Raw genomic sequence first — 16868 nt, 5'->3', positions numbered from 1 at the left:
AAAAACCTCATTAGCTTTTAACGAGTTGATGGTTAAAAGCATAAACAACTGCTTGGGTACGATCCTGTACTTCTAATTTTGAAAGGATGTTGCTAACATGTGTTTTAACTGTTTTTAAGGCGATAAATAGTTCATCTGCGATGTCTTGGTTCGTTTTACCCTGAGCCATTAAAAGAAGAACTTCATATTCTCGTTCCGTTAAATCTTCATGAAGCGGTTTTTCTTTATGGCGCATCCTTTGCATCATTTTATTGGTTACTTCTGGTTCTAATATTGGTTGACCATTATAAGTATTTCGAATAGCATTGGCAATTTGTTTGGCATTTGTTGTTTTTAGTAGATAGCTAATAGCTCCAGCTTCTAAAGCCGGGTAGACTTTATCATCATCCAAAAAACTGGTGACGATCATGATTTTAGCTTCTGGCCATTGGCTGATAATGGCTTCTGTAGCTTCCGCGCCCGTCATAATAGGCATAACCATATCCATTAGAATGATATCTGGACGATGTGCTAATGCTAGGTCGACAGCTTCTTGACCATTTGAAGCTTCCGCCACAACCACCATGTCAGGCTGTGCTTGTAAGTATGAAGAAACGCCGATACGTACCATCTCGTGGTCATCAGCTAATAGAATTCGAATCATCTTTTAACGTCTCCTTCTCTACGGGTATTTGTACTTCGACGACTGTACCTTGTGTTGGGACAGAGACAATTTTACAGGTTCCACCGATTTCAACTGCACGTTCTTCTATATTGTGTAAACCATAAGATCCTGCTTTTTCATTGCCCATTCTAAAGCCAACACCGTTATCACGTACACGAAAAATAACACGTTCATTACGTTCAACTAACAATAATTCTAATTCGGTCGCTTTCGCATGCCTTAATGTGTTCGATAAAGTTTCTTGTGCGATGCGGAATAAATGATCCTCAGCCCCTTTTGATAAATGTACTTCTTCTAGACGATATTGAATCTTAAATGTTACTTTTTGTTGTAATTCAACTAATAAATCTTCTAATCCTTGCATAATGGACTTGTTTTTTAATGCAACAGGGCGGAGATGAAGTAATAGCGCTCGCATTTCCAGTTGTGCCTGTTGAACAATTTGTTCAGTTTGAAGCAGTGTTTTCTTCGTATGCTCAGGTAAATCTTCCGATGCGGTTTCATTTACTGTTGATAGTAACATAGAAGCAGCAAACAGTTGTTGAGAAACTGAATCATGTAATTCTCTAGCTAATCGTTGCCGTTCCTGAATAATTCGCTCTTGAATCATTTGATCTTGGTTGACAGCTTTATCATTTGTTAGTTTTTGCAAACTCTTGCGCTGCGTACTGATTAATTCTCTTGTTGTGGTCAATGATTTTTGCAGGCTTACATTGACATCGAATGTTTCTTGTGGGACATTGTCGCTTTTTAATACATTTTGTAAAGCTTGTTCAAATTGCTGTTCTTTTTGACGAGTTAAAAAAATGCTCCACATCGCAATACAAATACTAAATATAAAACATAAGGTCACAAATAAAATAGCAATTGGTAAATTCCAATAATGTGATGTCCAAAGCATTTCCCATCTCGACAGTTTTGTCCCGTATAGCATAAAGAAGATGATAGCAAGTATGATAATCTCGAATAGGAAGGTGCTAATGGTTCGTGCAAGAAGTTTTGTCATTGACGAATCACCTCGATATCTCCACATAATGTTGACACAGAAATGATCAATTCAGTAGACGCTTCCTCGATATGTTCATATCCATCCCGCAACGTAATCGTGTCATTCCATATTCGGGAATAAGTATTTTCAAAACATTTAGCATCCCCAATAAATGTATTGTAATGAAGGCGTACAGGTATTTCATATGGGACAATAATTTTGACCTTTCCAAATCCTTGACGGATCGAGATGAGAGAAGTTCCTTTCGGTAAAACTGTTTGTGTCGTATCAATATGCAAGTTCCCTACCAAACTCTGAATATGCACGTCTTGCCATTCGTAGGATTGCAATGGTGTGCTTTGAAATGAAAAAAATTTATTTTTAACAGGTTGATCTATTGTTTGCTGTGCTGATGGTTTCGAAAATGATAGCTGAATAGGATCTCCCTTTTTTAGTTGCCATAATATATAAAACAATGTAACTATAACAATGATTCGCAAACTCCACATGGACATAAGCGCGATCGCTATACAGATGATGCCAGACCAAAAAAGCCACTTTCGTCTTTTCCGCATGCTTATATAAATAAAAAATACGCCGAGAACCACAAACATAATACTGCCATTTTCAAAAAATGTTGCTTCTATAAAAACAAGTAGACATGCAACAATAATAAGCATGGTTAGTTTGTTTGTTGAGAATTGCATCATAGATGTCCCCTCCTAAAAGTTTATCCCGCATCAACAGGCAGTAGTATGACTACTTTCTATTTCAAGACTTCCACATAAAACAAGGATACGTGGGGGGTTACTGCCTGTATATGCCCGATTGGTTCTACTAGCCCCCAGTGGATGAAGAGAACCCACTGGGGGAAGTTTCACTATAAGCTAAAAAGAGAAGGAATTCCTTCTCTTTTTTAGTATAACGATCGTCCTGTGGAAGTCTAGTTATTGTGGTAATTCAAGTATTTCTTTTTTCACTGTTTGTTTTTCAAGTTGTGCAAGGCGCTCTTCCATAGAAGTAATTTCATGCTGCTGATCGATTTTTTGACCAAGGTGTTCAATATAGCTTTCCATTGCTTCAAATGTTTCAAGTCTTTCACTAATATTGCCCGCTGTTTCTGGATGTAGAACGTGATCCATTTGATGATGTGCGCGAACGACATTTTCCTTTCCCATAAGCTGTAATTGGCGAACTTTCATATCTTTGATTTTATGTTTCATCTCTTCAAATTTACGTTCTAGCCCAAATAGTTCTTCCGTTGTTTTGTCGATGCTATTTTGCAACACCATACTGCGTTGTTCATAAGCTTGAATTTCTTGTTCTGCAAAGCTGATTAAATCCTGTTCACCGCTTAATTTGGCGAGATCTAATTGTTTCGTTCGTTTAGCAAGCATCTCGGTTGTTACTTCAAGTTCTTGTTCTAATTTTTGTTTTAAAGTACTTTGTCTTTCTAACCATTTCCCAGTTTCTTCTGTTTGTTTTTCCGCTTCGCGAATATATTGGTTTAACATAGCGATTGGATTTTTTTCTTCTTTCTTATCAAAAAATTGATTGAGATCTGCTTCAATAGAATATTTTAAACGTTGTAATAAGTTGACCATTTTCGGTACCCCCTGTTATTTTGTTAGTTCTTTCCATTGGTTTTCAAAATTGGTGAATGGGTCATCTGATTTTGGTGCTGCGAAAGATTGTTGATTATTTGATCCATCCCATTTGCGTAAGATGTACCATAAGACAACAATTGCAGTTAAACCGATGAACCCTGGGATATTTGCAGTAGCTGTTAGTAATCCAGCGATGGCAACAAGCGCCCACACGACCTTTGAAAAAGTAGAAGTACTTTTTAAATAGAAGTGAATTCCCACATAAAGGATTGCTGCTGAGATCGCTAAACCTGCTAAAGCACCTAGAGAACATAAAATTGTAATAGCGGCTGTGATACCGATGATAAATAAACCAAATTTTTTCATTGGTTACTTCCTCCCTTCGTTTGTACCTCTATAATACGTAGAAATTTAGTTTGTCCAAACGGGCTAGAAATGGATTTTCATCTAGGTCTAGAGACTGAGTGCGCATCAGCCTAGCTATTTATTCCTTACAAACAAGCAACACCTGAGTGATCAACATCTTGTTAGCCCGAACCAATCGAACTTTTACGGGCAGTTGATCCCCCATCTATCTTTTTCATTTCTCTAAATCTTGAGATGGGATCTTACTGCACGTTAAAGCGGGATAAGTTTAAAATCTGCTGTCTGTAAAAGACGAATTAGCTCAAAACACTAAGCATGATAAATACGAGGATATATACATAAAACCATCTTCACACAAAAGGTTCTTTTCTCCTTATATTTTAAAGATGGTAAAAGCCAAAAGACTAAATTACATAACTGATAACAATGCTAAAAGTATGAGTTTATTTTCCATAATTTTTCCATTATATAATAAAAATTTCACAAAATTGTAAATTAAATAAGCGAAATAGACCTTTCAGCCGATTTTATTTCTGTTTGAATCATGCAATAATTCTAAAAACAGCACAAAAACTGAGAGGTTTATCATGCAAAATATCGGAAATATCATAAAAATAGAACGTTTGAAACAACATATAACGCAAAAAGTATTAGCCAAAGACATTTGTTCTACTTCTTATTTAAGTAAGATTGAAAGTGGTAAACAAATCCCTCAAGATGAAGTTAAAAATGCACTCCTCAACCGCTTGCAAGTTAACCTAGAGCATTACCTCAATGTGGATGAAGAACAATTTATGAAAGAAAGCTACCGAATCATTCAAAATGCACTTATGACAAGCGACCCATTACAAATAAAAAAAACACTAAATTATTATCGATCCATGAATCTCGAATTTAGCAGTGTTGAAAATTTCTATACGTTTAATTTAAGACTACTTCGAATGTTTTTATTGGCCAAGGAACCTTTAGAAAAAATAGATCCCCTCCTCAAAGCATTTTCAGCAGTGGAAGAAAATCTAACTGACCGGCAAAAATTTTTCTATTACGGAAATTGTTTTCTCTATTACTATCGTTTTCATCAATATCAAATTGGATTATCTTTTCTCGAAAAAGCTAGTTTATTTGTTTCAAAAATCCAACTTTCAAAGATCGAAAAAGCTGAGTATTATTACATGCTAAGCTCTGCACATCATAAGCTATATCGTACACTTAGTGCCATCGAATATGCACAGCAAGCTCTAGAATTATTCACAGAATTAGAATATCCTCAGCAAATCGTAAATTGTTCTATCAGATTAGGACTTTCTCATATTCAAAATGGTCACTATCATTGTTCTCTCGAAATTTTTCATGATTGTTATCATATATGTGAAAAATATAACTTAAAGAATAACTATAGCATTATATTTCAAAATTTAGGCTATAGTTATGCATTAGAAGGAAATTCAAAAGAGGCCATTTCTTACTATAGAAAAAGCCTGGCTATCAAAAAGGACCCTGTTCGTAATCTGATGAACATTTACTCCATAGTAAAAGAATATTCAAAACTTAAAAATGTAAAAAAGGTAGAAATATGGTGTAAAAAAGGTCTAGAAATCATCAAAAAAAACCATATTGAAAAGGAAGTGAAAGATTATATCTACCATTTTCAAATTTTTCAAATATCACATCAACAAAGTCACTTTGATGAAAGACTGCTCATAAACGCTATTAACTTTTTCGACCAAAATCAGGATTACCAAAATGTTTATAAATACACTATTCTACTGGGTTCATTATTATGCGAACGAGAAGAATACCAAAAGGCGACACATTATTATCAAAAAGCAAATAAAGCAATGTATGCTATGAAAAAAATAACAACATGGGAAGACTTATAGTGATGAAATACATGTAAATTCTTTAGTTAAGAGATAATTTTTGATTAATTTCTTATTTTTAATGTATTTCCTATTAAAGGCATTATGATTCCACCGCAAGACCTCAGTCAAAAGCAAGAAGATCAAATTAGGCATCACTTCCTGCAAAAGTCCAATTGTTTCACCTCATACACAGTGAGGGATAAAAAATCTCCCCACTGTGTGAAGTTTCACTTTATTTCTAACTAACGATCGGGACAGTGACGGTGACTTTAAACAAGTCACCATCTACCGTTATTTCCATACGGCCACCATGCAGATCAACAATCGATTGAGCAATCGCTAATCCTAGGCCGGAGCCGTCTGTATGGCGTGACGCATCTGCACGTTTAAAGCGTTCATACAGTTCCTCTATGTTTTGATCGCCCAATTCATATTTCGTAATATTTTTGATGACAAATTGAGCATCTTGACCAACTTTTTCTAAAGAAATATATACTCTTGTCCCTTCCATTGTATATTTTAAAGCATTCATAATCAGGTTATCCAGCACTCTCCACCATTTTTGACCATCTACATATGCCATTACTATTTCATCTGTTATATGGACACGGAATGTCATATCTGCTTTTTCCATATCTTCTTCATGCTCACCAAGTGCTTGTTGCAATAGCTGATTTAAATCGACCTTTTGCTTTTGCAATTCAATATTTCCAGAAGTCATTTTAGATACTTCAAACAAATCTTCTATCAATGTTTTTAAACGTTGTGATTTTTTATCCAAAATTGCTATATAGCTATTGCGTTCATCCTCCGATAGATCAGGATTTTTGAGTAAATCTGTATACGTAATGATAGAAGTAAGCGGCGTTCTTAAATCGTGGCTGACATTCGTAATCAATTCCGTTTTTAAACGCTCACTTTTTGCTTGTTCAGACAAAGAGATACGAACCCCCTCACGCAATCGATTCAGATTAGCAGCATGCTTTGCAAAAACGGATCTACCACGAACTTTTATCTCACTATTTAAGCGTCCCTCTACCATTTCTTCTGTCTGTTTCATGATTTCATTGATATAGCTGATACGATGTAAGAAAATAATGATCGTTGGTATAGCGACCGTTATGAATAAAAAGAAATAAATGCCTATCAGCTCATTTGCATACAGTGCAGCTATTGCAAACCCGACTCCTGCTAGAAAGATAAAAATTAGAAGTGCCATTGCTTGTAAGATTAGACTCATGGACCAAAATAAATAGCGAATACCCTCTAAAATACGAAAGCATAATGTTTTTTTATAAGCACTTAGTCTTTTTTCTTCTGTATTCATATCTTCTATCAATAATTGAAGCTGTGCTGTGATGAACCACACAAACAAATAGAGAATGAGAATCGCTATCATGATCTTGAAATACTCTGCAAGCATAGTAAAAGATGAGTTGGCAAGAAAATCAGACAATATAAATAAATCCATGATCATACCCATTCCGCTCACACCTATAATAGCCAGTCGTATATCAATTGGCCATTTATGAATCGTATGGAATAAAAAATGATCATTGTTGACGTTTATTTTCAAAGGTCTATTGCGGACTAAAGCTAAAACAGCGATCACACTCAATATCCATAGTGCTATTAATAATATTTTATGGATATAAAAACTTTGATATTCTTGATACTGTGGTGAGTTTTGAAAAGCTGTCTTAGAAACACGAATTTCACCTTTATAGGAATGCGAGACACTTGGGACTATGTCTGTTAAATCATACGATATTCCTCTACTTTCTGTCGTCATATCATTAGATGTCGTCCAACTGGATTCATCATCAATACCTGGCAGTTCCAAAACTTGTTGTTTTCCATCGTATTTTTGTGTATAAAGCGCTGGATCTTGCATATTCCCATGGGTATAAGTTTGCCCTGTAGATAAATCTGTTAGCTCATACGCCACGTAGTCAAAATTATTTAAAAACTCTTGCTTGTCCTCCTCCAAATTTTTAGCATAGCGATCGATTTCCTCTATTTTAAGTTTTTTAATTTGTGCTCGAACATACTTATCATCTTCAAATGTTTTTGTGATTTTCTTTATTTCTTTATCTCGTTCTGCCGTTAATGCTTTTACAACAGAAGTCGCTTTTGCATCTTTCGCTTCAGCAATTTTTTCTTTATAATGGACGTTAATATCCGAGATTTGCTCACTTAGACTACCATTATAATGGCGATAATCCTCTATTTCCTTGTTCTTCACTTGAATATTTCTTCTCACTTTATCAGTATCCATTGGATTTAACACAAGTGCTCCTAATCGGCTTGTATAATTTGAATAATCTGATCGATCTGATTCAAAAAAATTATTCATAAATTGATGACGATATTCGAATAATGTCATTGCTCCTATCAGAATGATACAAATGGATGACAATATTAGGATGTTTTTAAACTTTCGCATATTACACTCTCCCTATCATCATTCGTGTGAGTCGGGCCATTTGTTTGATCAGACTAAAATCGATCAATTGAAAAATAAACGTACAGCAATAGAGCAAACTACATAGGGCCATCACAAGTGCAATGACCGACCAAATAAACGTACTACGACGATGACTTCTCCATTTTGTAGCCAATTCCCCATACCACCTTCAAATATCTTGGATTTTTAGGATCTACTTCAATCTTCTCTCGAATTTTACGAATATGTACCGCAACAATATTTTCTGCGTTATAGGCAGGTTCTTGCCATACTCGCTCATAAATTTCGGAAATGGAAAAAACGCGACCTGCATTCATTAATAAAAGCTCTGTAATGTTATATTCGATTTTCGTTAATTTAATAGGTTCGCCATCAAGTAACAATTCTTTCGCTTCTGTATCTAACGATAAACCACCAACTACTATTTTCCCTGGATGTTCACTATAAGTACCTAATTTTACATAACGTCTCAGTTGGGATTTTACCCGAGCCATCAATTCCAACGGATGAAATGGTTTCGTCACATAATCATCTGCTCCAACAGACAAGCCATGAATTTTGTCTGAATCTTCCACTTTGGCACTTAATATAATGATCGGGATATTGCGCTCTTCTCGAATTTTAAAAGTGGTTTGGATGCCATCAAGTTCAGGCATCATAATATCTAGAATAATGAGATGTACTTCATTTTCCGTTAATCGTTCAAGTGCTTCCACACCATTTGCAGCCTTTAACACGTGATATCCTTCGTTTTTCAAATAAATCTCAATACCATCTCGTATATCCTGATCATCATCTGTTACTAGAATTGTATAAGATTCCACGTCTTACACCTCATTTCTTTATTTCCTTATGGGTATCATCTTACAGATGAAATCTTAAAAAGTAGTCATCATAAAAATGAAGAAATTCTTAAGATTTTCTATATAGTTACTTATAGTTTACAGGATTCCCATGTTTCTTCCAAAAAATTTTTTAAAACCGATTTAACAATAATTTGTTAATATTTTCCATGAATAACCTTGACAATTTTTATAAAAAGTTGAGGATTGTACTTTCATTGATTATAATGTGAAGGATAAAAGGGAAAAAGGAGGCCTTGCGTGATGTACAAATCAGTGGCGGAAACGGCAAAGGATATTTCTATGCCAGAACAGCAAGTGATGCGTTATGTGTTAGAAGGCCGGATTCGTGCTGTCTATGATGGTGAACAGATGCTAATTAGTAGTGATCAATTCGAACGTTATCACGAACAACTACAAAGAATAAAAGAAGAAATTGAAATATGGAAAAATACCCCTATACCTGAGGATATTGATATTAAAGATGAAGATTAAACTGTAATAACATGTCCCAAAAACAAAAAAATCTGCTTATCTCTAAAATTAGAATAAGCAGATTTTGATAAAATGAAACTTCATCAATGGAAGTTTTTTTATATGGGAGCTTTACTACCTGATACGAAACCTTCTTGTATAACAAAGTTCTTTAATGGTCAAATCGAAACGACAGCAGGTGTTTTCACCAACATATCTGCATAGTCTTCAACCATTACACTTGCTGTTGGAAACATACCAGCTCCTGGACCTACAAGCGTAAGTGTTCCGATATAATTTGTGTCTAATGCCACTGCATTATTCACACCTTCAATATTATAGAGAGGATGTTCCGGACCTACTAATTGTGGTCCAACTGTCGCAACGATTTTACCCGTTACTTTATCACGGCGAACATCTCCTATGTGACGATAACGTAATCCTTTTGCTTTTGCTTCTGCTACTTGTTTGGCTGTTATTCCAGTGATACCCACGACATCTACATCATCCCAATTCGGTTGTTCTCCAAATGCTAATGCACTTAAAATCATTAACTTACGGAATGGATCTTGACCTGAGATATCATTATATGGATCAGCTTCAGCATAGCCTAAATCTTGTGCATCTCGTAATGCTTTATCAAATGGTAAGCCTTCACTACGCATTTGCGTTAGGATATAGTTGGAAGTTCCATTTAAGATACCTTGGATATGGCTTACTTCGTTTACACGTAGGATGTTCTGCATTGTTTTAATAACTGGTACACCACCAGCCACAGTCGCTTCATACCCAACCTGAACACCATATTTTTTTGCCTTTTTTTGTAAGGCTAAACCATACCTAGAAAACATCACTTTATTTGCTGTAATAATGTTACAACCTTTTTCAATAGCTTTAGACAAATATCTAAATGCAGGCTCCTCTCCAACAATTGCCTCAAAAACAACCTCTAAATCAGGGATTGCAAGAATATCTTCAAAATTATCTGTTAGTAATTCTTTTGGAGCATGCGGACGCGGCTTATTCACATTGTTTACAAGAATTTTAGCGATTTCAATGTCTACTCCTAAAGTATGTTTAAATTGCTCTCGCTTTTCATTAACAATATGAAAAATTCCTTGACCAACTGTGCCGAAACCTAAAATTGCTACCTTCACCGTTGTCATATTATTCGCCTCCAAATTTTTTCTCTATATCTAAAAATACGCAGAACCACATCATACGTATTCAAATGATCATTTTGTATCATGAATATGTGACCCGTACATGTAAAGAAATTCTCAATTATTGAACTTAATGATGATTTTAGCTTACATGCGGACAGATTACAAGGAAAATCTTTCTGAGAAGGACAAATGTTTTTTCTGGGAGGTCATGAAAAACGCTTACATCGTTGATTTTATCAAATTTTCTCATTTTCAAAAAAAATAAAAAAATTATTTTAGACAACAGAGAAGAAAAGAGTAAACGCCGCCACTACGTCACCCTTTCTATAGTATTCACAAAAAGATTTTTATTCTTTCTCAGCTTTCAATGTACCTACTTACTTACCTTTGCAAATGCCACTTCTAATGCAGCGATGATATCTTCTGCTGATTCAAATCCAATCGAAAGACGTACTAATTCTTCTGGAACTCCAGCTTTTTCTAATTCTTCTATAGCTCAATTGTTGATGAGTTGTAGATGCTGGATGAATAATGAGTGAACGAGCATCCCCAACATTTGCGACATGGCAGAACAATTCGATATGATCGATCAACTGACGCCCTGCCTCACGACCACCTTTGATACCAAATGTTAATACTGATCCATAACCATTGTATAAATATCTTTTAGCTAGTGGAGCGAATTCGCTATCCTCAAAACCATTGAAATGAACCCATTCTACTTGATCATTTTGGCGAAGGTACTCAGCCACTTTTCGCGTATTTTCATTATAGTAAGGAACACGTAAGTGCAATGTTTCTAGTCCTTGAAGTAGTTGGAATGCTGCTTCTGGACTAAGTGTTGGGCCGAAATCGCGCAATAATTGGACACGTAAACGCGTAGCAAACGCTACATTTGCTGTATCGATTCCGTAGCGTAAACCATGATAGGACACATCTGGTTCTGTATAATCAGGAAATTTACCGCGAGTCCAATCAAATGTACCAGCATCAACTGCTACATCAGCGATTGTCTTACTGCCCGTTAAAGTGGGATAAAAAGTTCTATGTAAAATGTTAGAGTTAGCAAACAAAATATTAATCGTACACTTACCTCAATATCTTTCTTTTCCGTATAGAACCTAAAAATAAAAACCCTTCTTCCTGTAAGAAGAGGGTTGATTCGTAATTTCCTCCCCTTATCTTTCAGATTTGAGTAAAATCTGTAGGAATTAGCACCGTAGCAAGTACACATACACTCACTGGTTGCTGGGCATCGCAGGGCCTATCCCTCCGCCGCTCTTGATAAAGGTTATTTGATTTTGTTCCATCTTATTGTCGTAAGTATAGAAGATACTCGGATGAAAAGTCAATAAATTTTTCAAAATTATTAATTATTTTAATAAAGTAAAATTTTGCATAGAAAATTTTTCCATTCACACTTTATCCCTTGCCTCTTACTTGTGACTTGAATTGAGGCATTACCTGAGCATCGGATAAGAAAATCTATCTGTATTCATTTTTATTTTTACTTTACCAATACAATATTTTTACATTTACATTCTTATTTTCTTTTGCTTTTACACGATTTTGAAGGCTCTATTTGATAGGTCAAACATTTACTATCCAAATAAAATATTTTCATATATTTTCCTTTTTTCGACATAATTCCATATGTTTATCCTATGTTTTCACCTTATAATGGAATTATAAGAAAGGGATGAGAAGAATGGATAAAGCGAAAGAGAAAAAAAATTTAAAACCATTATGGATTGGACTAGCTTTTGCTGTACTAATTATTATTACATTTTGGCCAAACAGTGGAGATTTACCTGTAGCTGGCCAAAGAAGTCTAGCTATTCTTGGATTCGCCGTTATTTTATGGGTAACAGAAGCGGTTTCTTATCCAGTTAGTGCCGCTATGATTATCGCCATCACAGCCGTATCAATCGGTCTAGCGCCAACGATTGAAGATCCTTCTTTAGAATACGGTACTGCTAATGCTTTAAAAATGGCTTTAGGCGGCTTTAGTAATTCTGCCGTTGCACTCGTTGCCGCTGCTCTTTTTTTAGCCGCTGCCATGCAAGCAACAAATTTACATAAACGACTTGCCTTATGGATTTTGTCGATGGTCGGTACGAAAACAAAAAGCATTGTGTTCGGAGCCATTATTGTATCTATTATTTTAGCATTTTTCGTACCAAGTGCTACCGCTCGAGCAGGAGCTGTAGTACCAATCCTACTAGGTATGGTCGCAGCTTTTGGTCTTCCAAAAGATAGTAAACTTGCAGCGTTATTGGTCATTACTTCTGTACAAGCTGTCTCTATTTGGAATGTGGGGATTAAAACAGCCGCTGCTCAAAATATGGTCGCATTAAGCTTTATCAATAAGGAATTCCAAACAGATGTTTCTTGGAGTGAATGGTTCATGTATGCAGCACCATTTTCGGTTATTATGTCAATCGTGCTATTTTTCGTTATGATTCATTTGATTAAACCGGAAACGCAAAAAATTGAGGGTGGTAAAGATTTGATCCAGTCTCAATTGAAAGAATTAGGACCTGTCAAAGCATCTGAAATTCGTCTGATTATTATTTCTTTGGTATTACTATTCTTCTGGGCAACAGAAGGTAAATTACACCCATTTGATACAACAACCGTTACTATTGTTGCTATTGCTATTTTATTGGCTCCTAAAGTAGGTGTTTTCAATTGGAAACAGGTGGAAGGGCTTATTCCGTGGGGAACAATCATTGTATTTGCAGTGGGCATCGCACTTGGCACAGTGTTACTTGATACACAAGGCGCCCAATGGCTATCTACAAAAGTATTCGGCTCACTTGGCTTAGAACATATGCCCATTCTAGCAACGATCGCTTTAGTATCAGCATTTAATATTCTCATTCACCTTGGCTTTGCAAGTGCAACAAGTCTTTCTTCTGCGTTAATTCCTATCTTCATCGCATTAACGACCACCATTCACTTTGATGTCAACAATGTTGGTTTCGTATTAATCCAACAATTTGTCATTAGTTTTGGTTTCTTGCTACCTGTCAGTGCACCGCAAAACATGCTTGCCTATGGTACAGGTGCTTTCACTGTTAAAGACTTCTTAAAATCAGGTATACCCCTTACAGTGATCGGCTATCTACTCATTCTATTATTTAGTGCGACTTATTGGAAATGGATTGGACTACTCTAAGGATAGATTGTTACAAATAAGTAGCTATTCGAAATGTAAAAGAAGTGTGATTCAACATCAACGTTGAATTGCACTTTTTTGCTCTTAATAATCGATTGCCTTTCTAAGTACCCACTTTCTCTTTCTAATATTCAGTACAATAATTTATTCGTATATCATATTTTATTGACGATATCTATGAAAAAAGATTTCAGTAGTAACTTTCTACAAAATCCCTTATAGTGAAATAGATACCTATTATAAAGGAGTTGACATTCTAATGGTCAAGGAACTATTACGTAGTCATACCTCTGTTCGGAAGTATACTGGTGAAAAAATCTCAAAGGAAACCGTACAAGATTTGATTGAAACTGCTCAAATGGCAGCAACATCTCACTTTGTTCAAGCTTATAGCGTTATTTGGGTAACTGATGAAGAAAAACAACAAAAGCTTGGAGAATTATCCAATAATCCTTTCCAATTCCAGACTGCCGGCGCAGCATTTCTATTCTGTGTGGATTTCAAACGTTTACAAATTGCTGGTCAAAAGCAAGGAGTAGAAATCGTAGCAGATTCAGCTGAAAACGTCTTAGTTGGTGTTGCTGACGTTGCTCTTTTTGCACAAAACTTCGTGATCGCGGCTGAATCAGAGGGCTATGGTATTTGCTATATTGGTGGTGCCCGTAATAACCCCGAAGAAATCAGCGAGTTATTCGATTTACCTGATTACGTCTTCCCGTTATTCGCCATGACAATTGGTACACCTACAAAGCGGAACGAAGCGAAACCTCGTCTCCCTTTAGATGCTGTACTACATGAAAATAGCTATGATGTAGAAAAATACGATCAGCTATTAGATGCCTATGATGCAACTTTAGAACAATATTACGCAAGTCGTTCATCCAATCAGAAAATAGCCAATTGGACGAAACAAATGGCTGACTTCCTAATTGAACAACGTCGCCCTTTTATCAAAGACTTTTTAGCAAAAAAAGGATTTACTTGGAAATAAAGTGAAACTTCCATCAGCGGGGGTTTTCTTCATCCCCCACTGAACTAAGGGAACTCAGGTTAAAGACACCACGTCCTGTGGCAACACCTGAAAGACCAACATCCTGCCCGCCCGAACCAATCGGACGCATGCGGAAGTTGATCCCCCATCTATCTTTCTCGTTTCTTTCTATATCTTGAGATGGGGATCTTACTGCCCGTTAAAGCGGGATAAAAGATTGGTGAAGCGAATGACCTACAGATAAGAAAAGGCTTCGCAATAGTGGCGCGAAAACATCCACCCAAAAACTTCTACAATAAAAAATCACAAAGCGCAAATGCTGTTCAATCAACATTTGTGCTTTGCGATTCTATAGTCTTCCTCTTATTAAAAGAAAGTTATTAAACAATCCCCTACAAATTAAATCCAATTTAGCTTACTTTTCCTCGATATCTTCAATCACAATCTCTTTAACAGGTAAGAAAACGTCTGTTGAGTTTACATATTTTACTTCTACCTTGTCTCCCTCTTTTAAATACACTGCAAGAGGCGATACTTCTGAACTTACAATATAATTTTCTTTATTGTCTAATAGGAAAGAAATAGTTGTATAATCATTATTTTTCTCTTTATAAACACGCAATACTTTCCCTTTTACTGTTTTTTCTTCGTTTGAAGAACTGCTATTTAAAGAGCTGTTACCGGAGCGATTGATCAATGTTTTATATTGTCGCAGCGCTTCATTTGGAGTAGCTGCTGAGACTGAAAGTTCAGGGTTGGCTGCTGAGACAATCGAATAATTTTGTAAAAATCCATTGGAATCAAGCACTGGCACTAACCAGCTTGCTTCACCATAGAAATTATAAATAATCGGCATAGAAGCTTGCCATTTTTTTTCGATAAATTTTTTCTCAATAATTTGAATAGCACCTTGTGAATCCATATAAGCTTCATCTTTATTTCCCGAATAGTAGGTTGCTTGACCTGTACGAGCGTTTGTGAGTGAATAACCAAGCATTGAATCTACACCCTCTTTAGGGCTTGTGAAATCAGTGAAATAATACATCGTTCCGTTTTCATCAAATACTGGACTGACATTGGCTTCTGTTCCTTCATCTGATGGAATCTTCACATCTTTTTTACCAAACATACTGTTCCAGAAACCATGAACATATTTGCCAAAGTATTCATTTTGTCGACTTACAGCTTCGGGAGAAATCGCACCATCGATAAATTCAGGAACATCTTTTAATGCATAAGTTTTAGAATCGCCTGTTTTTGCATCGATCATCACAATCCCTTTTGGATCAAAGCCATTACGTCCTGAGATAAAATCACCGTAAGTACGGATATAGTATGGCTTTCCATTGTCATCAACCTCTAACTGAGCATCACCATAAAAAATTTTCTGTGTATTCGCCAAGCGCACATGGCGTTCCACATTATTATTTAAATAGGCGGAAGTCGTATAAACCATTGGCGATTTCACAAACTTTGGATTATCAGATGAATTGGTTGCACTCATGGTTAAATACCCTGGTGATTCTTTCCCTTTCATCCATTTGAAGAAATCAGAAAATTCTACTGGTGCAATATAAACATACTCACCTTTTACTTTTTGAATTTGTAAGTTACCTAACTCATAATAACTGGTGTTAGGCACTTGACTAAATGCTTTTTTCATTTTATTGCGAGCATACTTAGGCGGTACACTAGCAGGCGTTTTTGTATCATCGAACGCCTTGATCTCAACTTTTTTTGTCATCTCCGCAGATTGATACTTTTGATGAGCATTAAATAATGGAGCAGATAAAAGATAAGCACCAAAAACCAAGCTTGCTAAAGTTATTATTCCTTTAATCTTTCTTTCAAACCCATTTGCCAATAGAGTACCGATCAAGGCAATCACAAAAATGATTGACCATGAAAGCGACCAGCTTTGATCAACTTTCGTGATATAAAAAATTGTCGCAGTAATAACAAAAGCTAAGATCCATACGATAATGCCAAATTGTATCTTAAACTTTGTCTTAAAATCACCATCATTTGCTCTACTAGCTAATGGTGTGATTAGAATTGCCGCTACAATGGCCATAATTGCAGACATAAGCAAAGTTGTTGTCATAGTTATTCATCCTTTCTCATATTAAAATACGAACAACCTCAAAGAAAGTTTCGTAGAGATTTTGCTCAAATATAATGGTTCAAATCATTTGAGGTAAAGTGAAGCTTCATCCAGTATGGTCTTTCTTCATTCCTATCCATTTTCTATTTTTTACCA

Annotated in this window: 13 protein-coding genes, 1 pseudogene and 1 riboswitch; of the genes and pseudogenes, 4 read left to right on the top strand and 10 right to left on the bottom strand. The window is 35.7% G+C overall.

Annotated elements, in window-relative coordinates; all coding sequences use genetic code 11:
- Window positions 1-10: 10 nt before the first annotated feature.
- From FEZ13_RS11885 to FEZ13_RS11865, 5 genes are all read right to left on the bottom strand, one after another.
- Window positions 11-643, bottom strand: coding sequence for a response regulator transcription factor (locus FEZ13_RS11885; RefSeq protein ID WP_146550297.1), 633 nt, complete (start codon window positions 641-643; stop codon window positions 11-13).
- Entirely contained in the window at window positions 621-1670 is a 1050-nt protein-coding gene (locus tag FEZ13_RS11880) for a sensor histidine kinase (protein ID WP_146552886.1), read from the bottom strand. Before FEZ13_RS11880 ends, FEZ13_RS11885 begins: the two co-directional genes overlap by 23 nt.
- Window positions 1667-2362 (bottom strand): cell wall-active antibiotics response protein LiaF, encoded by a 696-nt coding sequence (liaF, locus tag FEZ13_RS11875; RefSeq protein ID WP_146552885.1) that lies wholly within the window; start codon window positions 2360-2362, stop codon window positions 1667-1669. The genes FEZ13_RS11880 and liaF overlap by 4 nt, the downstream gene beginning before the upstream one ends.
- A 237-nt stretch (window positions 2363-2599) precedes the next feature.
- Window positions 2600-3256, bottom strand: coding sequence for a PspA/IM30 family protein (locus FEZ13_RS11870; RefSeq protein WP_146550300.1), 657 nt, complete (start codon window positions 3254-3256; stop codon window positions 2600-2602).
- Window positions 3257-3271: 15 nt separating this feature from the next.
- On the bottom strand, window positions 3272-3625 hold the full coding sequence (locus tag FEZ13_RS11865) for a lmo0954 family membrane protein (protein WP_146552884.1): 354 nt from the start codon (window positions 3623-3625) through the stop codon (window positions 3272-3274).
- A gap of 587 nt (window positions 3626-4212) precedes the next feature.
- Here FEZ13_RS11865 and FEZ13_RS11860 point away from each other — a divergent pair.
- Window positions 4213-5505, top strand: a complete 1293-nt coding sequence (locus FEZ13_RS11860) for a helix-turn-helix domain-containing protein (protein ID WP_146552883.1) — start codon at window positions 4213-4215, stop codon at window positions 5503-5505.
- Window positions 5506-5725: 220 nt separating this feature from the next.
- On the opposite strand, the gene FEZ13_RS11855 is transcribed toward FEZ13_RS11860, so the two are convergent.
- A complete protein-coding gene (locus FEZ13_RS11855) occupies window positions 5726-7933 on the bottom strand; it encodes a sensor histidine kinase (protein ID WP_146552882.1) in 2208 nt (735 codons plus the stop codon).
- Window positions 7934-8076: 143 nt separating this feature from the next.
- Entirely contained in the window at window positions 8077-8778 is a 702-nt protein-coding gene (locus tag FEZ13_RS11850; protein WP_146552881.1) for a response regulator transcription factor, read from the bottom strand.
- A gap of 282 nt (window positions 8779-9060) precedes the next feature.
- On the opposite strand from FEZ13_RS11850, the gene FEZ13_RS11845 reads away from it, so the two are divergent.
- Window positions 9061-9291 (top strand): MerR family transcriptional regulator, encoded by a 231-nt coding sequence (locus FEZ13_RS11845; protein ID WP_146550305.1) that lies wholly within the window; start codon window positions 9061-9063, stop codon window positions 9289-9291.
- Window positions 9292-9449: 158 nt separating this feature from the next.
- Here the strand turns inward: FEZ13_RS11845 and FEZ13_RS11840 are convergent, their stop codons facing one another.
- The gene (locus FEZ13_RS11840; RefSeq protein ID WP_146552880.1) at window positions 9450-10436 is read right to left on the bottom strand and encodes a homoserine dehydrogenase; all 987 of its coding nucleotides are present in this window, start codon (window positions 10434-10436) and stop codon (window positions 9450-9452) included.
- Between the two features lie 373 nt (window positions 10437-10809).
- Window positions 10810-11449: pseudogene (locus FEZ13_RS11835) on the bottom strand (PLP-dependent transferase); the annotation flags it as partial.
- A 162-nt stretch (window positions 11450-11611) separates the two neighbouring features.
- Window positions 11612-11727: riboswitch (SAM riboswitch) on the bottom strand.
- Window positions 11728-12144: 417 nt separating this feature from the next.
- Here FEZ13_RS11835 and FEZ13_RS11830 point away from each other — a divergent pair.
- Together FEZ13_RS11830 and nfsA are read left to right on the top strand one after the other, a co-directional pair.
- The gene (locus FEZ13_RS11830; RefSeq protein WP_370467693.1) at window positions 12145-13617 is read left to right on the top strand and encodes a DASS family sodium-coupled anion symporter; all 1473 of its coding nucleotides are present in this window, start codon (window positions 12145-12147) and stop codon (window positions 13615-13617) included.
- Between the two features lie 259 nt (window positions 13618-13876).
- Entirely contained in the window at window positions 13877-14608 is a 732-nt protein-coding gene (gene nfsA / locus FEZ13_RS11825; protein WP_146550309.1) for an oxygen-insensitive NADPH nitroreductase, read from the top strand.
- Window positions 14609-15023: 415 nt separating this feature from the next.
- Here the strand turns inward: nfsA and FEZ13_RS11820 are convergent, their stop codons facing one another.
- Window positions 15024-16712, bottom strand: a complete 1689-nt coding sequence (locus FEZ13_RS11820) for an MFS transporter (protein ID WP_146552878.1) — start codon at window positions 16710-16712, stop codon at window positions 15024-15026.
- Window positions 16713-16868: the final 156 nt, after the last annotated feature.

This window comes from Rummeliibacillus sp. SL167 (genome assembly GCF_007896505.1).
GTDB lineage: Bacteria > Bacillota > Bacilli > Bacillales_A > Planococcaceae > Rummeliibacillus > Rummeliibacillus suwonensis.
Note: the sequence above shows the minus strand (reverse complement) of the source record. Positions and strands in the feature narration are given on the sequence as shown.